Genomic DNA, 23,142 nt, shown 5'->3' with positions numbered 1-23,142 from the left:
AACCATGGCCTTTTGGCCGTGACATTCCTCCAATGATGGATTTCCAGCAACTGACCTACGCCAGACCGCAGCGGGAGCAACAGTGCCGATTCCGCCGGAACGAACAGCACAGGTCGCCCCAGCGGACACTCACTGGACCGGATCTAGTGCAGGCCGCTGGCGTCTCACTTCGTGGTACTCCAGCGTGGAGTCGGGCGCTTCATGGCCCCAGAATGGCGGCCGGAGCGCCGTCGCCACAATCCCGTTGTGCAGGGCCGACCTACGGCGGCACCTCTGTGTCGACTAATCTGGTCGATGTAGCATACGTCACTGCCCCCATCCCCATGAAGGACAGTGCTTGCGGTGGGGCTATCCCCGCCACCAACCGGAAAACAGTTCACAACTGTCGGCTTCCGCACGCGCCTACTGACAGAGGTCTCTCCCCCAATTCATGATCTCGGTCGATACCCTGCTTGAGACGGCAGATAGTTGGATAGTCGACAGACCGAAGACAGTCGTTGCTATCTTTCTGGTGCTCTCAGTCGGATTCGCTGGGGGACTTGGAAATGTGAGCACCGATTCAGGGACGAGTCAGTTCGCGGAGGGCATTCCTGCTCAGGAGGCGTTCGAGGAGGTAAACGAGCAATTCGTTGCTGACCCATTTGCTGGCGACACTGGGAACACACAGGTCATCTATAAGAGTCAAAACGTCCTCTCGAAGCCTTCACTCCTACAACTGCTCACCCTACAAGAGCGAATCGAGGCTCGAGAGGACTTGCGTGTCTCTGGCCAATCGAGCGTTGCGACGATCATCGCACAGCGCCTTGACCCGGAAGCAACAACGATTGCTGCCCAACAGCGAGCCATCGAGTCGGCCACACCAGCAACGCTCGATCGGACGATCCAGCAGGCAGCTCAGACGCCCGGCTTCACAGGGTTAGTCAGTAACGACTTCAATAGCCAAGCGGCATCTGCATCGGCGACGATCGCAAGTGTCCAACACAATATCCCGGGCGGACTCTCCTCGTCTGCTGGTGCGACGGGTGACAGTCCGCTCACATCGATTCAGCTGACTGTCGAGGACGTCGCACAGAACACCAAAGGAGACTTCACTGTCTTTGGGAGTGGCATCATCTCAGCGGAGTTAGCGAATGTGATTGGGGATTCGATGGCCATCGTCGTCCCTGCAGCGGCACTCCTCATTCTAATTTTCCTCACGTTCTCGTATCGAGACCCAGTCGATCTGTTGCTCGGCATAATCTCCCTCGCAATGGCGCTGCTGTGGACGTTTGGCTTCATGGGCCTGGCTGGAATCGCATTCAGCCAGATGCTCATTGCTGTCCCAGTATTGTTGCTGGCTGTCGGGATCGACTTTGGGATTCACACGGTTAATCGGTACCGAGAGGAACGAGTCCAAGACGTCGCCATTCGGCCAGCGATGCGGACTGCAACCGACCAGTTGCTCATCGCATTCTTCATCGTCACTGGGACGACTGTCATCGGGTTTAGCGCGAATCTGATCAGCGACCTCGGCCCCATTCGTGACTTCGGGATGGTGGCAGGCATTGGAATGATCTTCACATTCCTGATCTTCGGTGTCTTCCTGCCGTCGCTGAAGATCTTGCTCGATAATCTACGCCAGCGGCTCAACATTCCGTCGTTCGGTGGCGCACCGATCGGGAGTGGCGACTCGTACCTAATTCGGTTTCTCATGATTGGGAACTGGTTTGCAAAGCGGACGCCAAAAGCGTTCCTTGCGCTGGTGCTTGTTTCGAGTGTCGCCGTTGGGGCCTACGGCACCGGGGTCGATACCTCATTCTCAAATGAGGATTTCCTGCCGCCGGAAGAGAACCCCGACTACGTTGAGGCGCTTCCGGAACCGTTTGCGCCTGGGGAGTATACGGTGACCCGGACGCTCAATTATCTCGAAGACAATTTCGAGGCGAGTCAAGGGAGCAGCCTCACGATCTATATTGAGGGGCCACTTCGACAAGCGGACACGTTACAACAGATCCATCGGGCAAGCGCGGATCCACCACCAGCAGTCGTCTCAAATAACCGGCGGGCACAGCCCGATAGCATCGTCTCAGTTATCACAAGCCGTGTCGAACAGGACCCGGAGTTCGCTCGGATCGTCAATCAGAATGATCTCAACAGCGACGGAATCCCGGACCAGAATTTGGAGCGGGTGTACAATTACTTGCTCAGTTCCTCGAGCCGATCGCAAGCGCTCAATTATATCACCGAAGATTATCGATCCACGCGCGTGGTCTATTCCACGGAAGCTGACGCCACGCAAGGTGAGATCACGGCTGACGGGAAAGAATTGGCTTCGAAGTTCCGATTAGATGCGACCGCAACTGGGCAGACGCTAGTGTTTGCCGCTGTGTCCGATGTTATCCTTTCCTCGGCTGTCCAAAGCCTCGCCGCTGCCTTAGCGGTCACTGCAGTCTTTCTGATCGCTATCTACTGGGTGCTTGAGCGACGCCCATCGCTGGGACTCGTCAATCTGGTCCCGATTCTCGTGACTGTTGTCTACATTGCTGGCTCGATGCGGTTCTTCGGAATCCCATTTAACGCGCTCACGGGCACGGTACTCTCGATCGCAGTCGGCCTCGGGATTGACTACTCGGCCCACATCGTCCATCGATTCGCCGAAGAGTACGAGTCCGCAGACGATATCCATCAAGCATTAGAGCGAACTGTTCGCGGAACCGGTGGTGCGCTTGCGGGCAGTATGTTGACAACGACGACTGGAACGGGGATCTTGGCACTGGCGATAACGCCTGTGCTCGGCCAGTTTGGCTTGATTATTGCCCTCGCAGTGTTCTTCTCGTTCCTCGCGTCAGTACTCATTACGCCGTCTGTGGCCGTTCTCTGGGAGCAAGCAACTCATCGGCTGTCCTGAGTGGTTTCGGACACCTTCTTTCCAAAGTGAAGTAGGTGGACTCCGCAAGGCGTTCCACGTACCCGCGCAAGTAGTTTGATTCACTGTCTCCCCAACTGCGCTACTCAGTCGTTCCGCTCTCTTCGATGCTTCTGATGGCACCAAATTATCGTCGTAAATTCAGAAAGGAGGAGCTACTACGGAGATTCGTAAACCGCTACCATACAGTGGAGAGTACACAAAGCTTATTACAAAATGGGGAGGACAAATACCCGTACCCCTACCCGACTGTGTAAGAGAGTAGTTCCAAACCACCGTCTCAAAAGGCGGTGGCAATTGAGGCGAAATCTCACACGGGACAAGACGAAATCAAAAGAAACTATGACAACACAAGATAAACTACGCGGCCTCATCCTGGCTGCGCTGATGGTTACCTCGGTATTCGCCGGGACCATCGCGCTGTCCGGAACTGTGGCTGCAGATCGTGGTGCAGGTAACGTAGAGACCCTGCCAGAAACGGTGTTTGTCGGGGAAGGCGACCTCGACTTCACACCGGTTGGTGATATCTCCGATAACCAAGGCATCGTCTTCTACGGCACGTCCGGAGATGCTGATGGTGATATCATCACTGTATCGGATCCGTCCACTGTCGATACTGGTGAGTTCAGTACCGGTGCATACGACATCCAAACCGCAGGTGCAAGCGGGGATGATGCATCTGGCACGGTAGGTGGCAGTACTGACATTTCCGTCCAAGAAGGTGAAATGAGCGGTGTCACCATCTATCAGGGACTCAATACCGATGGGGCCGAAGTGCAGAACGGTCGCATCGGCGACACGGATTACCTTACCATCGAACCCGACTACAACTTCGAGGTCGCTGATAAAGTCTCGGTGACTGTCGAAGACGAGGAAGGGTTCAACATCACTGACCGCGCCCTCACCGAGAATTCCGAGGAGGTTGACGCAGCCGACCAGACTAACAACATCCTCCTCCCGGACAACACCGATGATGAGTTCGTGAAAATCGATGTTGAGGACCTTCCGCCGGGCACCTATGACGTTACCGCTGAAGGTGATGACATCGGTGCAAGCCAGACGGTGACGTTCACGATTGGCGAGGACGACGCAAACCTCGAGTTCGATAGTTCTTCCATCATCAAGGGCGAAAACGCTGTCTTGAACGTATCCGGGAACCCCGGCGCAACGCCGTGGATCCGGATCGACAGTGATGATCTGGACACTGAAGTTATCCAGGAAGGCGAAGACTCGAACGAGAACGCCATCCTCGATAGTGTCTTCGAGAACGGCTTCAGCGACGCCGACTACGATTCACAGTCCGAATACATCTACGCTCAGGTCGACCTCGGAGATGACGGTGAGGACCGTGTCCGCCTCGGATCGGCGGACTTCGAAGCCGATTCGACTCTCACGGTTGAAGCAGTTACCCCTGACGCTACTAACCCTACCGAGGAGGAGCAGATGGCAGCTATCCGCGGTGAGGATACGCTAGCTGAGGCAGACCTTGAGGTGGCCGAGCAGACGATCACCCTCGATAACGTTGACTCACCGATTGCAGTCAACGAAGACTTCATGATGAATGGGTCGGCTCCGGAGATCGACAGTGTCACCCCGTACGCCAAAGTTGGCACCGAGTGGCACCAGATCACCGTCGATGACGACACGGTGGATATCGATGAAGACGGTGAGTTCAACCTCGAAGCGACCGCTGACGGTGAACTCGCAATCGCCGGCAGCTACCGTATCGGGGTTGCTCCTGGTTCCCCTGAGGAGAATGCTGAAATCATTGATAGCGACGCCTGGGGAGACACGGTCACTCCGACGGCCTCGACCTCCATCCAGACCGTCGCTGGCAACCTGAGTGCAAGCCTCTCGCGGACGGACATCGCAGCCGTCAGTGACGACAGTGTGACGCTCTCCGGCGGTGCTTTCGGCCAGAGTAAGGCCGTTGTCTACACCGTTGGACCGCGTGGCGATGTCGAGCAAGAGTCTCTCGACATCGAGGGCAACGAGTTCAGTCAAGAGCTCGATGGCTTCAACCGTCGGGGTACCCACAACCTCATCGTTGTCGGAACCGGTGGCGACAGTCGGTACGTCCCGGTCCAGCAGGGAGATGGTGGCTGGGACCCGAGCACCATCGTTACGACGATTAACGAGGATAGTATGACCCAGGAAGATGCAGTTGCCATCATCCTGGACAAGCACGATGCCACGGGATACAATGACGATATCGCACGTGCGAACCTGACTGCACGTAGCCCGAGCATCACCGTTGAGGATGTGAGCGAGGTCACCCCGTCGCCGACTGTCTTCAACGGGACCTCCAACCGCGAACCGGGTACGGTCCTCTTCGCGGAGATGACTGACGACGACGGCAACTCCGTTGTCAGTGGTCAGATCGAGGTCTCTGACGAGGGTACCTGGTCGTTCAACGCGAACCTCCAGGATGTCGAGACTGGCAACTACACGTTCGCGATAGAGGGCGACGAAACGTCGGCCTCTACTCAAGTGAGCGTCGTCGAAGAGATCAGCACGCCGACGCCGACGCCCGAGCCGACGCCGACGGCCACTCCGTCGCCGACGCCTGAGCCGACGCCGACGCCGACGCCGACGCCTGAGCCGACGCCGACGCCGACGCCCGAGCCGACGCCGACGGCGACCGCGACGCCGACCGACGCACCGTCCGACGGTGACGACGGTGGCGACACGACGCCGTCCCCGACCACGACCGGTGACGGTCCTGGCTTCGGTGTCGTCGTCTCGCTGATCGCCCTGCTCGCGGCTGCGCTCATCGCGACGCGCCGCCGAGACTGATAGCAACTAACCGGACTTCGTCCGGTCCTTAGCCGTCCATTTTTATTGAACGATCCAAACCGAAATACGTAGCAACAGCCATCTTTAGCCACTAAGAGACCGCACTGTGATCGACTATGGCAGGGGAGTGGACTTGTCAGTAGAAGCCCTTTCTACCGCTGAACTACTGGTAATGGCAGCGGTGGCCTCATCGTTCAGAGCCAGAAGTTAGAATCCGTGTAGCTAGAGGATCACTATTTAATACCTCCGTTCCCTTACCAGAATATACCCTCCAAGGCAGAAGATGTACAGCCAGCTGTTGTACATCCAATACCAAGTAGTCACACAGGATCAGCACGACGTTCAAAAAGAAACAAAAAGATCAAAAGATGAAACGGTCCCTCCCAGTTTGGATACTTGTCGTAGTAACCCTTGCCAGTAGTATCACAATTATACCCCTCCCAGCAACAGCCGCCCAACCAGACGCCGCGATCTCGAATGTTTCGCTTACACCAAGCGATCCAGCACCGGGTGAGGAAGTCACGATTTCGACAACAATCACAAACAGAAACGGAAATGAAGGCGCTATCAAGGTCATTGGGCTTTCAGTTCAGAAAACGGTGACATCGTCAGTCGAAGCGGAGACGGACGATTTCAGTGAGATCCAACCAAACGGATCGGTTTCAATTCCACTGTCACTCACATTTGATGAGCCCGGGGAAAAGCGTCTGACAGTTCGTGCGGTCGTCCGAGATGGCAACGGACAGACGCATATCTATAGACACCCCGTATACGTTACTGTCGAAGAACCTGATGATGTCCAATTAGAGTTCGATACGGCTGAAGCTGTTACCGGCGGTACATCAGTGAACGTGACCACAGTTAATAGCCGATCGGACGCAATCAGCAACGTCCAACTCGAACTGGGCGGGTCCCCTGCGGTTGACAAAGCAGAACGGGTTACGGCCTCTATCGAGGGCGCCTCGGAAAAATCATTCCAGTATGATGTGGCCTTCGACGAACCTGGAAGACACATCATCAGGGGAAACCTCACGTATACTATTGCAGGCGATGTGAGCCGGACCATCACAGAATCTGTCTCGGTCAGCGTGGTGAACCCGGATGAGGTTTCAGTGTCCTTTTCGACAACCGATGCGGCGGCAGGTGATGAGACACCGGTCAATGTCACGGTTTCGAACGGCCGTTCAGGGCCGATCTCGAGTGTGCAAGTTGTTCTCGGTGGGAATGGATCCGTCGAGAATACGGAGCGAACGCAGGCATCGATCGGTTCGGGATCACAACGCTCGTTTACGTATAACGCGGAGTTCGCAAAGGTTGGACAGCAACCGCTCACCGCTGAAGTAACCTACCGAACTGCCGCGGGCTATACCCGAACCGTCCAGAACACCATCGCAGTTGACGTTGAGGAGCCACATGTCGAAGCGGGGCTCTCTGTCACCACGAACAACAGTGAGACGGCTGTCGAGCTGACGAATTTCGGAAACACGGTGTTCTCAGATATTCAAGTGACGGCAACTGCAGACGGCGATGTCATCGCGAAGAGACTGCTCGCGGATATTGGACCGGAAGGAAGTGGGTCGACACACTTCGAGATTGCTAATGAAGTTAGAGGAACCGCCAACTTCACGGCGACCTATGAATCTGTCGGAGAGATCCACGAAACATCGACCACAGCAGATCTGACGGAAGAAGTCCTGGGTGAGATACGACTGACTAGCGTCGAAACGATGCAGGTAGGCCCGCGAGTCACGATCGAGGGCGACGCCTCAAACGTCGGGAGCACTGATGCCGAGTCCGTCCTGATAAGCATTCAGGGGGACAACGAAGGAAGTGAATACTTCGTCGGGACTGTCGAGGCGAGCGAGTTTGCCACCTTTGAACTAACGGCACAACCACAGGGAGATGCCTCTGCGGTGCCAATTGAACTCTCCTATATCGTCGATGGCGAACGAATGACGACAACCCAACAAGTAGAAGTTGAATCCGGCAATTCGTCCATGGCTATGCCTGGACCTGGACCGGGTGCTGAGGCTGGGGCTGGCCAGGGACCCCCAGGTAGTGGCAGCGGACAAGGCCCCCCTGGTGGGTCCGGTGGGGGGCTGCTGTCGATGCTTCCGGTCGCACTCGGTGTAGTCGTAATCGGCGTCGTTGCCTTTGGCATCCGTCGATGGCGTCAACACTCATGAGCGTCATCGAACTCGAAGACGTGGTCAAGCGATATCAGAACGGCGCGGAGACGATCGAAGCGCTCAAAGGCGTCGACTTCGGCGCCAAACGCGGCGAGATGGTCACTGTTATCGGACCATCAGGTTCGGGCAAGAGTACGATGCTAAATCTCATCGGGTTACTTGATACGCCCACGGAGGGGATTGTCCGCCTTGACGATCGGGAGGTGACTGATTTCTCTGAAGACGAGCTTACCGAAGAGCGTCGGACTGGGATCGGGTTTGTCTTTCAGGATTTTCACCTGTTGCCGATGCTCACAGCAACAGAAAACGTCGAACTGCCGTCGATGTGGGACACCTCAGTTGACCGCCATGAGCGTGCGAATGAACTTCTTCGCCGAGTTGGCCTTGATGATCGGGTCAACCACACACCAGATCAGCTATCTGGGGGACAGAAACAACGCGTCGCCATTGCGCGCTCGCTGATCAACGAACCCGATATTCTACTTGCAGACGAGCCTACAGGGAATCTCGACCAGGATACCGGAGAGACGATCCTTGAGGAATTAACGCGACTGAAAGAGCAGGAAAATGTCGCGATCGTCGCTGTTACCCACGACGAACAGATGCTTGATTACACTGACAGCACCGTCCGACTCGTCGACGGGGTTATTCAAGAGGTAACCCGTACATGAGTATCGCAGATCTCCTCTGGCGATTCCCCAGCGCACAGATGGCATGGCGTAATCTCGGGCGTAACAGGCTCAGGACCGCCCTTGCGGCGCTTGGGATCATCATCGGTGTGGTTGCGATCTGCTCGCTGGGGATGGCAACCGTCGCACTCCAACAGCAGGCGATGTCCCAACTCGGCAGCATCGGGGATGAGGTGACGATCAGGTCAGGGCAGGATAGTGATACCGATGGGGTAACCGAGGATCAGGTTGAGACAATTCGAAATCTCGTGAGCAACGGAGAAGTGGTTCCCCAGAAGTCGAATTCGACAACAATCACATCAAGAGGCGGCCAAGAAGCGTGGTTACAAGTTACAGGAGTGACGAACGCAGCCGCATTGTATAACCTTTCGTCCGGTGATGCGCCCGAACGTTTCCGAAGTGGTGCGCTAATTAGCAGCACGACGGCCACCAGGCTCGGTCTTGAGGCCGGTGATCCGGTCGAGTACGATGAGAGTCTCTACCGAATACAGGGATTTATCGCACCCGACGGCCCGACGTTCGGCCCTGGTGGTGGCGAACTCGTCCTGCCGCTTTCAGCACTTTCCGAGCAGAACTACTACGATTCCGTTACAATCCTCACCGCCGATAGTAGTACTGCTACCGAGATCGGAAACAGGCTTGACGAGTACTTCAATACAGAAGAGGAAGAAGAATTGAGCATCAATACGTTCGGAGGAGCAGGGCAGATCGGCGGGTTCTTCAATACGCTGTCGCTCGCACTGTTGGCGATCGGTGGAATCTCGCTCGTAGTTGCAAGTGTCGCGATCCTCAATGTGATGCTAATGAGCACAGTTGAGCGGCGGGGCGAAATCGGCGTTCTCCGAGCTGTAGGGATCCGTCGTGGCGAGGTTCTGCGAATGATCCTGACTGAAGCGGCCCTGATGGGTGCGGTTGGCGGTTTAGTTGGTGCTGCTATGTCACTTATAACGGGAGCGGTAATATTCCACTACATCATGGGTAACGCACTTGGTGTGCTTGACTGGAGTAGTTCCAAGTACCTCTTGTACGGGTTTGGGTTTGCAGTCACAGCAAGTGTACTGAGTGGATTATATCCCGCATGGAAGGCTGCGAACGACCCGCCTGTTGAGGCGCTTCGAGGGTGACCTCATAGAGTAGCAAGGCGGAAACCCACGACTTCAGTCGTGGGAGGAAGCCGACGACACCGACACACTCCACGACCGATGACAGGCAGACTCCCCCACAATTCAGAAAATAATATAAATCTACAGCTCGTTATATGAAGTATGGTGGAGGTGCGGCGAACTGTCGTCGTCAAACTCGCGGTCGACGACAGCGACGCAGCTCTCCTCCAGGAGACCATCGAAGAGTACCTCTGGGCGGCCAACTACGTCGTCGGGGACGCCTGGCAGGACGAGTACAAGCCCACGTCCAAACAACAACTCCACGAGCGGACCTATTCGGACGTGCGCGAGCAGACGAGACTACAGGCCAATCTCGTCCAGTCCGCGCGCAACAAGGCTGCCGAGGCTATCAAGGGCGTCGTCGCGCGCTGGCAAGCGGGCAAGGACGCCTCGCGACCGCAGTTTACCACGCGGTCGGTCCGCTACGACAAGCGCAGCGCCACCTTCCACGACGACCACGTCTCGCTTTCGACGGTCGACGGCCGCATCGAGGCCGACTATATCCTCCCGCCCGAGGGGGACAATCCCCAGACGGAGTACCTCCGCGACGACGACTATGAAATTACGGGCGCGACGCTCCAGTACCGCGAGGCGACGGACACGTTCTTCCTCCACATCGGCACAAGGGCCGAGGTGGAGTCCGAGATGCCGGACACTGGCGATGCCGAGCACAGCACAGTCCTCGGTGTCGACCTCGGTATCGAACAGCTCGCCGTCACCTCGACCGGACAGTTCTGGAGCGGTGGCTTCCTGAACCACCGTCGCCGGGAGTACGAACGCATCCGTGGGAACCTCCAGCAGACCGGGACAGAATCAGCCCATCGAACGCTCGAAGGGCTTGGCGATCGCGAGACGCGATGGGTCGAGGACTATCTGCACCGGATTTCGAAGGCCATCGTTCAGGAAGCGCTCGCCCACGACTGCGAGACGATCGTCTTCGAGGAGTTGACCGACATCCGCGAGCGGATGCCCAACGCGAAGCAATTCCACGCGTGGGCGTTCCGGCGGTTGTATGATTACGTGGCCTACAAGGCCGAAGCGGAGGGCATCGAGACGACGCAAGTCGACCCAGCGTACACGTCTCAGCGGTGTTCGAAGTGCGGGACGACGCTGGCGGAGAATCGGTCGTCACAGTCGCGGTTTTGCTGTCAGAAGTGCGGTTACGAGGTCAACGCCGATTACAACGCGGCGAAGAACGTCGGCGTTCGACAGCTCCGTGCGGGGCAGAAGTCTCCGCACGGAGGGGCGACCCGTCACCTCGCCCTGAAGTCGGGGACGCTGAGCGTGAACGGCGAGTATTCGCCTGCCGCCCAGTAGCGGCCAGAACGGGAGTCCACCGACAAGCCCACGGCGCTAGCCCTGGGTTGGTGACTTCACCCCCAAAGCACGAGGATTGCTCACGTCGGGATTCAGCTATCGGCCCATGAAGGCAGTATGGAGGCGTACACTTATCTGGGGCTTTCGTCATCTACCAACAGCTGAAGCCTTGGCTTGTTGTACGAAAAGAATCTCAATACCGCCGGTAGCAGATCGGGCCCCACTATGCTGAAGTTCTCGCCATCTACTCCGAAGCGGATGTCACGCTCGAATTCAGTGTCTCGACGGTCTGTTTCGCGAGCGCGAGTTTATTATCGGCACGGCGGTTGTACTCGTCGACAGTTGATTTTGCTAATCCAAACTGCTTCGCGATAGTGCTGTGTGGGAGATCGCCAAGTTCTTTCAGTGCGACGACAAGCGCCTCGGATTCGGAGAGAATCGTCTCTTCAGATAATTCATCACGTCGGCACAGATGACAGACTGGTTCTTGACCGATCTCACCAACAACGAGTGGTTCCGCTGTTGGGTTGGTTGATTCAATACTATCGCAGCGGTCGCATCTATCGGGACCCGTTGTATGGGAGGTCATTGAATATCCTCCATGAATCGAATTCACCTTGACAACCCAAGTTGAAACCGGATTCGATAGTGACATCAGTTACTTATCGGTATCTTTCCGCTCTACAGGCGGAGCAGGTCGAGTGCCTCGGGGCTTGACCCCGAGGCGGTTCACTTCAAGGTTCCGAATATATTACATGTGCCTGATCGCAAACATGTGTGGCCCTCAAAGACAATAATTAGGGCGTAGTACTTATATGGGATAGTTTGACAATACGAGATGATGAATTCGCGGTGGCAGTATCGGGTCGCGAGCGTGGGGGCGACCGTAGCCCTGACGCTCCTCGCACTCGTCGTCGCGAACCACTCGCTCGTCCAGAACCTGTTCGCGCTGGTCCCCTACTTCGGGGGGCCGGCGCCGTCGGTCCTCACGGGCGGGCAGTTCGCGGTCGCCATTGCGACGACGATCGGCGTCGTAAGCGCGGCGATGTGGCCCGTCTTCAAACCGCGTCCGCGACGGATCCTCGACACCATCCTCCTGACCCAGAAGCGGGTCCTGCTGGCGATGGTCGGTCTCGCCGCGCTGGGTTACTACAACTACACCTACAAGCTCCCGCGGTCGACGCTGATGATCGTGACCGGGCTGCTCTTCCTCGTCCTGCCGGTGGCGATGGCGGCGATCCGGCGGCGGCCGCCGGGCACCGAGCGGGCCGTCATCGTCGGCGACGACCCGGCGGTGATGGCGGACGTGCTCGCGACGGCCGAGCCCGACGTGGTCGGCTACGTCTCGCCGTTCGCGGGCCGGGAGAGCGGGGCCGGCCTGGACGGGCAGAGTTTCACGGACGGAGGCGTCGTCGTTGAGGAAGACCCCCTCGCCGAGCTGGAGTGTCTCGGTGGCCTCTCCCGACTGGAGGAGATTCTCGTTGCCTACGACGTCGACACGGCGGTGCTGGCCTTTGGCGACGCCGACCGCATGGAGTTCTTCGGGACGCTCGACACCTGCTACGAACACGGGGTCGTCGCGAAGGTCCACCGCGACCACGCCGACAGCGTGCTGACCAGCGGCATCTCCGAGAGAGAACTCCTTGACATCGACCTGGAACCGTGGGACACCCAGGACTACGTCGTCAAGCGCGCGTTCGACATCGCCTTCGCCGCGACGGGACTCGTCGTCCTCGCGCCGGTGATCGCCGCCGTCGCCCTCGCCGTCAGGCTCAACAGCCCCGGCCCCGTCCTGTACCGCCAGGAGCGCACCGCCGAGTTCGGCGACCGCTTTCCGGTCTACAAGTTCCGGAGCATGGTCGTCGACGCCGAATCCGCCACGGGTCCGAAACTGAGCGAGGAGGACGCGGGGGAGGTCGACCCCAGGGTCACTCGCGTGGGCCGATTCCTCCGGCAGACCCACCTCGACGAGATCCCTCAGCTGTGGTCGATCCTCGTCGGCGACATGAGCGTCGTCGGCCCGCGACCGGAGCGGCCGGAACTCGATACGGAGATGGAGACGACCGCCGACACGTGGCGCCGACGCTGGTTCGTCCGGCCGGGACTGACCGGGCTCGCCCAGATCAACGACGCGACCGGCCACGACCCCGAGGAGAAGCTCCGCTACGACGTGGAGTACATCCGCCGGCAGTCCTTTTGGTTCGACCTGAAGATCGTGATCCGACAGCTGTGGGACGTCGGCGCCGACGCGGTCCGAACCGTCCGACCTAACACCGAGCGATGAGTCACCACGCCCGATGACGCGCGACCGTCGAGGGAGTGCGGACACAGGGTCGGGGATATCCGAGGAGACAGCGCGCACGCTCCGGATCCTGCGGGTCGCACAGAAGGTCTACCCCGACGTGGCGGGCGGCGGAGCGTATCACGCCCACGCACTGAGTCGCGACCAGGCCGCGATGGGCCACGACGTGACGGTGCTGGCGGTCGCGCCCGACGCCGACGGGGACTGGCCCCACGTCGAACAGCGCGACGGCTACACAGTCGTCCGGTTTCCGCCCACCGCGGAGCCGCTCGGGAACGCCCTCTCCGCGGGCGTCGCGCAGTTCCTCCGGCGGGCGGGCGAGTACGACGTGGTCCACGCCCACTCGCATCTCTATTTCTCGACGAACCTCGCGGCGCTCGCCCGTCGGCTGTCGGGGACGCCGCTGGCGGTCACGAACCACGGCCTGTACTCCCAGACGGCGCCCAAGTGGGTCTTCGACTGGTACCTCCGGACGGTCGGGCGCTGGACCTTCGACAGCGCGGACGTGGCCTTCTGTTACACCGACGAGGACCGCGACCGGCTCCGCGATCTCGGGGTCTCGGTCCCGGTCGAAGTCGTCGCGAACGGGATCGACACGGCGCGGTTCACGCCGGACGGGCCGGGACACGACGACATGGTTGGTGACCCCGTGGTTCTGTTCGTCGGCCGTCTCGTCGACGGGAAACGACCGGGCGACGCGCTCGCGGCGTTCGAGCGACTCCGCGAACGGGCACCCGACGCCGGCCTCACCATCTGCGGTGACGGGCCGTTGCGCGAGGACCTCAAACGGGAGGTTCGCGACCGCAGCCTCGGCGACGCAGTCCAGTTTCTGGGCCACCTCCCCTACGAGGCGATGCCCGCGGTCTACCGAGCGGCCGACGCGCTCGTGTTGCCGAGTGAGGCCGAGGGGCTACCGCGCACGGTGTTAGAGGCGATGGCGAGCGACGTGCCCGTGGTTACGAGCGCGCTCGACCAGCTCACGAGCATCGTCGACGGCGGCGGGGAAACTGTCCCCGTGGGCGACGTGGACGGGTTCACGAACGCGCTGGTGGCCGTGACGGAGCAACGAGAGGCGTACTCGCCGCGTGCGGTCGTCGAAGACGGCTACGACTGGGAGACAACTGTCGAGCGGACGACCGAGCACCTCCAGCGGATCGCGCAGGAGTGAAAGCCCGACAGCTACGCGAACTCGTCGGCACGAGAGTCCTGTTGCCGGGCTGCGAATCTGAGGAGTCCACGACTCGGGAGTTCAGACCGCGTGCGATGCAGGGAATGGTCAATCCAGTCGCTCGAGTTCCCCACGCCGCTCGCGGTGCATAATCCCGCCGGCGAACCGTCGGAGTTTGGCGATGAGTTCGTCCTCGGTTTCGTAAGTCTCGACGCGCAGATCCCACCGAACTGGCGCCGATCGGATCATCGCACTCGTTACGTCGTCCTCGTGGACGAATATCAGCCGTTCGCCGTGTTCATCCCCGAGGTTTTCGAGGATGCTGCCGGCCTCTTCGCCGACACCGAAATTGTGGCCGAGAAACGGCAACACGAACGCCGTCGCGTTGCTACATCGTGCATATTCGATGCTCTGTGTCACAGCGTCCACGTCGTCTGTGTCCACATCGACATCGAGTGCGAGGAAGGCGTTCACGCCCGGGTCGCTGCGAAGCGCTCCCTGTATTCGGCGCAAGAGGGTCTGCGCCGCGTTGATGTCGTCCTTGTTCCGGAAGAGTCGGCGGAGGGGCCCCGGGAGATCGTCGATATCAATCTCACGACGCTCCTCCTCACTGAGGACGTAGTTGAGGTTGAACGACTTGTACGGCCCCATCAGGTAGAAGAGAAAGCGGTCATATGTCACACGACCGAGCCGATCGGCGATCAGCTCGCGCGTGATCTCGACGGTCATAGGTGGGTATGGCAAGCGTTACTATATAAAAGTCCGTGTTTTCGAGAGATTTTGGCTTGAAAACGACTAAACGAATCAAGATCGTAGTGTGACGTACGATGGCGACGGATCAAACGCGGACGGTCGACGGTTCCCCCCCGGACGATCCGGAGGATCTATTACCCGAAGAGAGCATTCTCACGCTCGACGAGTATCTCGCGATGCACGCCGCCGTCGGCCATCGCACCCGCTACGAGATCCTGTATCGACTCGTTCACAGCGGCGAGATGAGTCCGACGGAGCTCGAAGACGCACTCGAGATCGACGATAGTACCCTTCACTATCACCTCAACGAACTCGTCGATGTCAGTCTCATCGAGAAACGCCAACGCACCGAGCGCGGGCAGGACGGGCTGTACACGTATTATCAGGCGACCGTATTCGGCGAGGTAACGCTTACCGACGGTGTGGACGAGTTGATCCGCGGCGAGCAGGCCTTCGAAGGGATGTACGACAGTTCGACGAGGTGACAACCCCGCGCTAACTGCAGGAGTTTCACACAAGAACGGACTCGAATTCAAGCTCAGCGACGAATCAACTCGCGGATACTATCTTCGACCGAGTACTCGACCGACCACCCAAGCTCTTCGCGAGCCCGGGTCGTGTCCACCTCGAACTCGCTGACGAGCGTCTCGTCACGCGGGTTCTCCAGCAGTTCGATCTCGGGCTCGAAGTCGATCTCCTCGGCCGCGATGTCCCGAACGATCTCCGCGACGGTCGTGATGCCAGGGTCCTCCTGGCTGGCGATCTCGTACTTCTCGACGCCGGTCTCGCCCGCGTCGAGCTGGTCGACCAGCCGTTCGGCGCTGCGGACGTACGCGCGAGCCACGTCCTTGACGTGGACGTAGTTGCGCGCCTGGTCGCCGGGCTCGTAGACGGTCAGGTTCTCGCCGTCCTTCGCGCGGCCGACGAAGAAGTTGATGACCGTGCCCTTCGAGACGGTCTGGCCGTCGATCTCGTGCTCGCCGTACAGATTCGACTTGAGGAACAGGTGCGCGGGGAACTCGCCCTCGGCGAAGGTCTCGATGGCGCGCTCGTTGAGGAGTTTCGACCGACCGTACCAGTTCATCGGGTCACGGCGGTGGTCGACGGTGATGGGGAAGTCGACGGGATCGCCCAGCACCGCCATCGAGTAGGGGAAGACGAGCGCCGCGCCGGTCTTCCGGCAGAACCACGCGACGTTGTTCGTCCCCTGGACGTTGACCTCGTAGGCCTGGTCCTGGTTCTCCTCGCAGTCGTCGACGCCGGAGATGGCGGCGAGATGCATCACGATGTCCGCACCCGAGAGCGCCTCCTCCAGGCGGCCGCGGTTACGTACGTCGACGTGTTCGACGGTCACGTCGCCGATCTCCCGCACGTCGCCGAGGTAGAAGTTGTCGAGCGCGGTGATCTCCCAGTCGGGGTGGGCCTGCTGTAGTTCGGAAACGACGCGACTGCCGATGAATCCCGCTGCGCCTGTGACGGCGACTGTACGTTGGTCTGTCATGTGTAGTATTATGTCCAGCTATCGAGCCAGATGAGTTCATTTCGAGCAGATTCCGGCGAGAGTTGCCTGTCAACCCGGCGGATCGCCGTAACGAACTCACCTGGGGTAAGCGACTGATTCGAGTACACTGCGATTCCCGCGTGATCGTATTCCGTGTGCAGTTCCGCAAAATCCCGGTCATTCGTAACCAGAACCCGGTCGTCCGAAGTCACCCACTGAAGAAGCGACTCGTCAATAGTGTCTTCGCCGCGTTCCTCTGCTGCATGAATAACTCCGAATCCGTTCGATTCCAATGCGCTCACGAAGGCTCTCGGAACGTTCTCGTCAGTGCAGAACTGCAACCGGGTCATCACTGTTCCACGTGGTCGGGCGTTATCGCCTGTTCGCGTAGTCGATTTTCAAGCTGCTCATTCCGATCCCGGATCTCGTCCATCTCGTCTGGGTTGTCGTAGTAGTACGCAAGCGCCGTGTGAACGTCGGACAGCGAGATACCGAGCTGATCCGCGACGTACTCCGGAGAGTGACCCGCATCTAGAACCATGTCGGCGATTTGGAGGACCGAGATACGGTGGCCTTTCAGGCGCGGTTTTCCACCGAGTACTCCGTCAGTGTGGACGATATCGGTCATACGTTCTGATTCGTCGGTTTCACGGATAAACTTGCCTTCGCGCCTGGAGCATAACTCCGCATGCTGTTCATTCCTTGGACGGTCCGATCGCAATTCACCTTGTGGTCGTTAGCGTCCGAAGTTACCGCAAGGATCGGCCTATTACGTTGCCACCGATGCGACGTAATAGCCATTACGCGGTCGCTGTTCAGGACTCGATCTGCCGATCTATCTGAACAGGCTAGGGTTGTCATCGGCTTTCGTCTGGAGTCCCGATCACGGTATCAGCCACCGCCTCGGATTCGCGGAATCGGTCCGCGAGGTCACGGACGCCCTCGCGGAGGGAGTGTTCGGTCTCGAAGCCCGTCTCGTCCAGTCGGTCGAAGTTGACGTGGTAGGAGGGGCCAGGGTGTTCGTCTTCGAGGTAGGTGATGTCGACGGGGCCAACTTCGTCGCGGACGACCTCGGCGATCTCCTCGATGCGGTAGTTGCCGTCGTTCGACCCGACGTTGTAGACGAGGTCGTCCCAGGCGTTGGGCTCGCGGACGGCTCGCTCGTAGGCGCGGGCGGCGTCGTCGACGTGGACGAACGGACGCCAGTTCGACCCGTCGCCGTAGACGGTCAGCGGCCGGCCCGTGACCGCGCGGAAGACGAAGTGGTTGACGACCAGATTGAACCGGACCGCCGGCGAGTAGCCGAAGTTCGTGGCCATCCGCAGGGCGGTACCGGTCATGTCGTACTCCTCGCAGTGCTCCGCGAGCAGGTCCTCGGACTGGTACTTCGTCTCGGCGTAGGGGTTGATCGGGTCCGGGTCGACGGACTCGTCGATGTCCGTGCTCGTCGCGCGGCCGTAGATGTTGCACGAGGAGGCGAAGACGACGTGGTCAACGCCGAGCTTGCCCGCCGCGGTGAGAACGTTCTCGGTGCCGTCGTAGTTGACGGCAAAGGTCTCATCCCGACAGTCATGCGTGCTCGCCGCGCCCGTGATGGCGGCGAGGTGGATCACGCGATCCACGTCGCGCATCGCGCTCTCGACATCGCCGTACTCACGCACGTCGCCCCGGCGGAAATCCAGACCGTCGTCGAAGCAGCCAAAGAGCGCCCGGGGCGATCCGGAGACGAGGCTGTCGAGGACGACCACGCGGTCGACGTCGTCGTCGGCCTGCAGTTTCGGGACGAGGTGGCTCCCGATGTAGCCACACCCGCCGGTGACGAGTACGTCCACGGCGTTACTCCTCGGCGTCCCAGTCTTCGAGGACGCCCGGGAGGAAGCGGTCCTCGTGGGCCTCGATGGTGTCGGCCTGGGCCGTCAGCGACTCGAACACGTCGCGGATGCCGCTCTCGAAGTCCTGAGCCTGGTCGCCGATGAGGTCGGCATAGTTGTCGTCCTCGATCTCCATCTTGTGGGTCTCGTCCTCGTCGCGCGGGTTCTCGAAGTGCTCGACGGCCACGTCGAGGTCGAACTCCGAACCGACGCCCGCGATGGTCTCGGCGATCTCGACGATGGAGATGGCGCGAGTGACCTGGTTGTAGACGGTCAGGTCGTCGGGTCGCTCCTCGTGGTCCTGGAGGGCGAGGTTGGCGAGGCCCTCGACGGCGTCCTCCAGGGAGATGAACGGCTTGCGCTGTTCGCCCTTGCCGTAGACGGTGACGGGGTAGCCCGCGACGGCCTGGGCGGCGAAGCGGTGGGCGACCGTCCCGAAGTAGTAGTCGAAGTCGAAGCGGGTCTTCAGGCGGTCGTCCTCGCGAGTCTCCTCGGTCTCGGTGCCGTACGTGATGGCGGTGCGCACGTCCGAGATGGGGATGTCGAACTGCTGATGGGCCAGGCGCATGTTCGCGGCGTCGTGGCTCTTGGTGAGGTGGTACCACGAGCCCGCCATCGCCGGGAACGGCACCTCGTCGCGCTCGCCGTCGTTCTCCATGACCGCGCCGCCCTCGGGGATGGGGAACTCGGGTGCGCCGTAGACGCCCGTGGTCGTCGTCTCGATGAAGTGGGTGTCCGTCAGGTCGTGTTCCTCAAGCCCCCACAGCAGGTTCCGCGTGGCCTGCATGTTGTTGTGCTGGGTGTAGTTGGCCCGCTCGCCGTTGATCTGCGAGTAGGGTGCGGACGGCTGGGCCGCCGCGTGGACCACCACGTCGGGCTCGTGGACGGCCAGCAGTTCGTCGACGAACGACTTCTCGACGAGGTCGCCCTCGACGAAGGACATGTTGCCGATACCGAACACGTCCTCGGCCGCGTCGAGGCGCTGGTCGATACCCGCGATGGGCGTCGCGCTCTTCGATCCGACCTCTTCGACCCACTCGCGGCGGGCGAAGTTGTCGACGAGCAGTACGCGGTCGTCCGTTCGGTTCGCGATCCGCAGGGCGGTCGGCCAGCCGATGTAGCCATCGGCGCCGGTGACGAGGATCGTCATTGAGTTACTCAGATTGTGAGTAACTGCGCTCAGTTATATGTTTTTTCATCGGGCCGATACCGAGCACGGAATTCGGTCACCGAGCGGTAACGGGGAGAGAGATCGTCCGAGAAGCGATCATCGGCCTCGAACGGGTTATCCGCCGAAGCGAGAGGGCGCTCTCACTCGACGAGGGAGCGGTAGACCGCTTCCCAGCGGTCGGCGATGGCTTCGATACTGAACTCGCGGGTAACGCGTTCGCGTCCCGCAGCGCTCATCGCTGCGCGCTCCTCCGGATTCATCGTCGAGACAGCATCCAGCCGATCGGCGAGTGCGCCCGGGTCGTCGGACGGGACGAGAAATCCGGTCTCCCCGTCGGAGACGAGCTCGGGGACACCGCCGACGGCGGTCGCGACGACCGGGAGGCCGCTGGCCTGCGCTTCGAGCAGGACGATCGGAAATCCCTCCCACCGCGAGGGGAGCACGTAGCCGTCGGCCGCCCGCATGTACTCCGAGACATCGTCGACGACACCGAGGAACTCTATGCGGTCCCCGAGCCCGCGGCGGCGTACCAGTTCCCTGATCCGCTCGCGGCGCTCGCCGTGTCCGACCACCCAGACGGCGACGTTACTGTCGAGACGGTCGACCGCTTCGACGAGGTTCGGGTAGTCCTTCTGCTCAAAGAAGCGGCCGACGGCCAGCCAGACGAACTCGTCATCCACGCCGTGTCGGTCCCGGAGCGTACGGTCGCCATCAGATGGGGGGAAGAATTCGTCCGCATCGACCCCATTATACACGACTTCCGTGCGCTCGGGGGAGACGATCCCCAGATCCGTGTACCGGTCGTAGGCCGCCCGACACACACAGGTCGTCAGGTCGCTCTGTCGGGACGTGAGACGGTAGAGGCGTTCCCGTGACGTGGGTGCCTCCGGGCGGTGGTACGCGTCGCTCGACTCGTAGACGTTGTGAATCGTCGAGACGAGCGACCCTGTCGGCAGGACCGGTCGCAGCACGCGGCCGAGCAAGTTCGCGTGGAACATGTGCGAGTGGAGCACGTCGGGTCCCCCGATCGCCTCGCGGAGTCTGTGTACACGGAACGGCGCCGTGACTTTTCGTTCGATCCCGAGTGATGTGGTCGGGATCCCCGCGTCGCGGGCGTCGTCGGCCATCGGTCCACCCGGAACGATCGAGACGATCCCGACGGCGTGGCCGCGGTCGCGTAGTTCCTTCGAGAGTGAGAGGATCTGTTTGTCTGCGCCGCCCAGACCCATCGACGTCGAGAGGTGCGTGATAGTGAGCTGTCGCGTCATCGTGACTGTTCGGAGACGCCACCGACGGTTCGACGAACGATGCGCTTGACCGCGGTCGGGAGGTACGGGTACACGAGCCGTCCCAGCGGATAGAGGTACATCCATCGCGGGAGACCGAGCTCACGGACTGCCCGGAGGTGGACGCGCGCGAGACGACGCTGGCGATGGGCGTAGTCGAAGCGGCGGTGCCACGTGCTCTCCTCGTAGACGAAGTGTGTCCCGAGGTTCTCGGGGACTGTCCCGAGTCGCCACCCGGCGGCGGCCATCTGGATCCACAGCCCGATGTCCTCCAGGTCGTCCTCCAGCGGGTAGCCCCCTGCTTCGCGCCACGCCGCCTTCCTGAAAGTGACGAGCGTGTGGGCGAAGGGGATGTACTTGGCCATCGCTCGGACGAGGTCGGCGTGCTCGGTCGGCGGCTGTCGCACGTACGATTCGCCGCGCACGTCGTCGACTCGCTCGTAGTACGCGCCGACGACGCCGACATCGGGATTGGCGTCGAGGTAGTCGGCCTGTTTCCGGAGACGGTCGGGCGTGCTCAGGTCGTCGAAGTCCTGCTGTGCGACGTACGCCCCTCTCGCCGCTTCGACGACTCGATTGAGCGACCGCGCCCGACCGAGGTGCTCGTCGGGCGTCAGGACCCGGACGCGGTCGGACTCCTCCGCCAGGCCGGACAACAGCGCGGGCGTCTCGTCGGTCGAGCGGTCGTCGAGGATCACCCACTCGTAGTCGCCGTAGTCCTGCCCGAGGATGGAGTCCCGGATCTGTTCGAAGTGGTCCGCTCCGTTGTACACCGTCGACACGACGCTAACCTTCGGCATCAATCTCAGTGGAAAGCCACTCGTCCGCGAGGAGACTTGTAGTTACTGCCAGGAGCAGGAGCGTCGTCGGTAATCGCCATCGGACTGCTGCACCCGCGTTTTTTGTCACCGCTCCAAAACCTATTGTGGTGAGAAACAGGGAACCAAACACAGCGGTAAGCCTCCAATCATCGAGAATTTGGCCGTGTCTGTGCCACAGTGTTGCGCTGAGCAGACCGACCACGAGCCAAGCTGAGATTCCTGCGATGACTGCCATCGGCATCGCGAGATCCATCACGAGCCACGGCGAAGGGGCAAGGAGGAAATGTATCCCTTGGAGCGGGAGATACCAGACGAGGTCAAACACCGTTTCAGGGAAGACATCGGTCAGGTAAGCAGAGTCACCTCTAGCAGTACCACGGGCCAGAGAGCGAATCGACGACAGAGAGAACGAGGATACGTCCGGGATTACCCTATCGAAGATGGCAAACACGATCGCAAACAGACCGACAGCACTGGCGGTAATTCCGATTCGGGTATGCCTGTCGTCGGCTGTAAGTACGCGATGCACTGCGATAGTTCCAGCAGCCATCACACCATAGAAGACGTAATGGACCCGAAGCAGTCCCGTCGCAAGTATCGCCAAAGCAAGCGAGATCACTGTCCGTCGATTCGGCGTCTCGAATAGCGTCAATACTGTAGCGATGAGCCAAGTCGAAAAGAGAACGGTTGGGACAGTTCGCCCGACTTCGATAGAGAAACGGATATACGAAGGCCAGAACAGAACAGCAACAAGTTGCCACCGACGCAGGTCGCGTCCCCAGATACGTCGGCTGATCTCATTCAGCGGTATCACGATAAGAAGACTGAGGACAGCATTAGCGAGGCGGATGGACCACATGCCTCCCGACCCCAGTAAAGCGTACAACCATCCCGGATACAGTATCGTATATGCACCAACCTGTTTCTGAATGAATGCGACAAATGTCCCGTTCTGCAGAATTTCAAGGAATTCAATAAAATACGGTTGGTAGTCCACTATATCCTCGCGACCGAACAATGTGAACGACTCCTGGACACCAATCAACATGAGCCGTGCCGCAAATGCAGATCCGAATACAACCCAATAACGGCCATCACGGTATCTGACACAGAAAAATGCACCCGCAACAGTAAGGAGTATCCCGACGATAACCCCCTCAAACGCTACCATGTACTCCCCTTCTCGATTCATGTAGGGTAATGTTTTCTA

Annotated in this window: 19 protein-coding genes; 9 read left to right on the top strand and 10 right to left on the bottom strand. The window is 59.9% G+C overall.

All coding sequences use genetic code 11. From position 1 onward, the window contains the following. Nucleotides 1-430 precede the first annotated feature (430 nt). The 6 genes from HZS54_RS06085 (at nt 431) to HZS54_RS06055 (ending at nt 11,059) form a co-directional block, all read left to right on the top strand. On the top strand, nt 431-2,887 hold the full coding sequence (locus tag HZS54_RS06085) for an efflux RND transporter permease subunit (RefSeq protein ID WP_179921043.1): 2,457 nt from the start codon (nt 431-433) through the stop codon (nt 2,885-2,887). A gap of 360 nt (nt 2,888-3,247) precedes the next feature. Next, nucleotides 3,248-5,701 (top strand): PGF-CTERM sorting domain-containing protein, encoded by a 2,454-nt coding sequence (locus HZS54_RS06075; protein WP_179922949.1) that lies wholly within the window; start codon nt 3,248-3,250, stop codon nt 5,699-5,701. Between the two features lie 368 nt (nt 5,702-6,069). Further along, on the top strand, nt 6,070-7,887 hold the full coding sequence (locus tag HZS54_RS06070) for a COG1361 S-layer family protein (protein ID WP_179921042.1): 1,818 nt from the start codon (nt 6,070-6,072) through the stop codon (nt 7,885-7,887). Further along, nucleotides 7,884-8,561, top strand: coding sequence for an ABC transporter ATP-binding protein (locus tag HZS54_RS06065; protein ID WP_179921041.1), 678 nt, complete (start codon nt 7,884-7,886; stop codon nt 8,559-8,561). The genes HZS54_RS06070 and HZS54_RS06065 overlap by 4 nt, the downstream gene beginning before the upstream one ends. Continuing rightward, the gene (locus tag HZS54_RS06060) at nt 8,558-9,703 is read left to right on the top strand and encodes an ABC transporter permease (protein WP_179921040.1); all 1,146 of its coding nucleotides are present in this window, start codon (nt 8,558-8,560) and stop codon (nt 9,701-9,703) included. Before HZS54_RS06065 ends, HZS54_RS06060 begins: the two co-directional genes overlap by 4 nt. A 141-nt stretch (nt 9,704-9,844) precedes the next feature. Further along, nucleotides 9,845-11,059 carry an RNA-guided endonuclease InsQ/TnpB family protein gene (locus HZS54_RS06055; RefSeq protein ID WP_179921039.1) on the top strand — a complete coding sequence of 405 codons (1,215 nt, stop codon included), beginning with the start codon at nt 9,845-9,847 and terminating at the stop codon, nt 11,057-11,059. Between the two features lie 244 nt (nt 11,060-11,303). On the opposite strand, the gene HZS54_RS06050 is transcribed toward HZS54_RS06055, so the two are convergent. Further along, nucleotides 11,304-11,648 carry a helix-turn-helix domain-containing protein gene (locus HZS54_RS06050; RefSeq protein WP_179921038.1) on the bottom strand — a complete coding sequence of 115 codons (345 nt, stop codon included), beginning with the start codon at nt 11,646-11,648 and terminating at the stop codon, nt 11,304-11,306. A 252-nt stretch (nt 11,649-11,900) separates the two neighbouring features. On the opposite strand from HZS54_RS06050, the gene HZS54_RS06045 reads away from it, so the two are divergent. Together HZS54_RS06045 and HZS54_RS06040 are read left to right on the top strand one after the other, a co-directional pair. Further along, nucleotides 11,901-13,343 (top strand): sugar transferase, encoded by a 1,443-nt coding sequence (locus HZS54_RS06045; RefSeq protein WP_179921037.1) that lies wholly within the window; start codon nt 11,901-11,903, stop codon nt 13,341-13,343. A 13-nt stretch (nt 13,344-13,356) separates the two neighbouring features. Continuing rightward, nucleotides 13,357-14,529, top strand: coding sequence for a glycosyltransferase (locus HZS54_RS06040; RefSeq protein ID WP_179921036.1), 1,173 nt, complete (start codon nt 13,357-13,359; stop codon nt 14,527-14,529). Between the two features lie 108 nt (nt 14,530-14,637). On the opposite strand, the gene HZS54_RS06035 is transcribed toward HZS54_RS06040, so the two are convergent. Continuing rightward, a complete protein-coding gene (locus HZS54_RS06035; RefSeq protein WP_179921035.1) occupies nt 14,638-15,258 on the bottom strand; it encodes a DUF7509 family protein in 621 nt (206 codons plus the stop codon). A 98-nt stretch (nt 15,259-15,356) separates the two neighbouring features. Here HZS54_RS06035 and HZS54_RS06030 point away from each other — a divergent pair, with 98 nt between their 5' ends. After that, complete coding sequence (locus HZS54_RS06030; RefSeq protein ID WP_179921034.1) at nt 15,357-15,767, top strand: winged helix-turn-helix domain-containing protein; 411 nt, start codon at nt 15,357-15,359, stop codon at nt 15,765-15,767. Nucleotides 15,768-15,820: 53 nt separating this feature from the next. On the opposite strand, the gene HZS54_RS06025 is transcribed toward HZS54_RS06030, so the two are convergent. The 8 genes from HZS54_RS06025 to HZS54_RS05990 form a co-directional block, all read right to left on the bottom strand. After that, entirely contained in the window at nt 15,821-16,783 is a 963-nt protein-coding gene (locus HZS54_RS06025; protein WP_179921033.1) for an NAD-dependent epimerase/dehydratase family protein, read from the bottom strand. A gap of 8 nt (nt 16,784-16,791) precedes the next feature. Next, nucleotides 16,792-17,133 carry a DUF5615 family PIN-like protein gene (locus HZS54_RS06020; RefSeq protein WP_179921032.1) on the bottom strand — a complete coding sequence of 114 codons (342 nt, stop codon included), beginning with the start codon at nt 17,131-17,133 and terminating at the stop codon, nt 16,792-16,794. Beyond that, nucleotides 17,133-17,411 carry a DUF433 domain-containing protein gene (locus HZS54_RS06015; protein WP_179921031.1) on the bottom strand — a complete coding sequence of 93 codons (279 nt, stop codon included), beginning with the start codon at nt 17,409-17,411 and terminating at the stop codon, nt 17,133-17,135. Before HZS54_RS06015 ends, HZS54_RS06020 begins: the two co-directional genes overlap by 1 nt. Before the next feature lie 229 nt (nt 17,412-17,640). Then, nucleotides 17,641-18,615: an NAD-dependent epimerase/dehydratase family protein gene (locus tag HZS54_RS06010; RefSeq protein WP_179921030.1), complete on the bottom strand. Its 975-nt coding sequence runs from the start codon at nt 18,613-18,615 to the stop codon at nt 17,641-17,643. A gap of 4 nt (nt 18,616-18,619) precedes the next feature. Continuing rightward, nucleotides 18,620-19,804, bottom strand: coding sequence for an NAD-dependent epimerase/dehydratase family protein (locus HZS54_RS06005; protein WP_179921029.1), 1,185 nt, complete (start codon nt 19,802-19,804; stop codon nt 18,620-18,622). Between the two features lie 161 nt (nt 19,805-19,965). Then, a complete protein-coding gene (locus HZS54_RS06000; protein WP_179921028.1) occupies nt 19,966-21,093 on the bottom strand; it encodes a glycosyltransferase in 1,128 nt (375 codons plus the stop codon). After that, nucleotides 21,090-21,911, bottom strand: a complete 822-nt coding sequence (locus tag HZS54_RS05995) for a glycosyltransferase family 2 protein (RefSeq protein ID WP_281377737.1) — start codon at nt 21,909-21,911, stop codon at nt 21,090-21,092. Before HZS54_RS05995 ends, HZS54_RS06000 begins: the two co-directional genes overlap by 4 nt. Beyond that, nucleotides 21,898-23,103 (bottom strand): hypothetical protein, encoded by a 1,206-nt coding sequence (locus tag HZS54_RS05990; protein ID WP_179921026.1) that lies wholly within the window; start codon nt 23,101-23,103, stop codon nt 21,898-21,900. Before HZS54_RS05990 ends, HZS54_RS05995 begins: the two co-directional genes overlap by 14 nt. Nucleotides 23,104-23,142: the final 39 nt, after the last annotated feature.

The sequence above is a fragment of the Halosimplex pelagicum genome, assembly GCF_013415905.1.
In the GTDB taxonomy this organism is placed as follows: Archaea; Halobacteriota; Halobacteria; order Halobacteriales; family Haloarculaceae; genus Halosimplex; species Halosimplex pelagicum.
The sequence above is the reverse complement of the archived record's forward strand: the minus strand, read 5'-3'. Positions and strand labels throughout refer to the sequence as shown.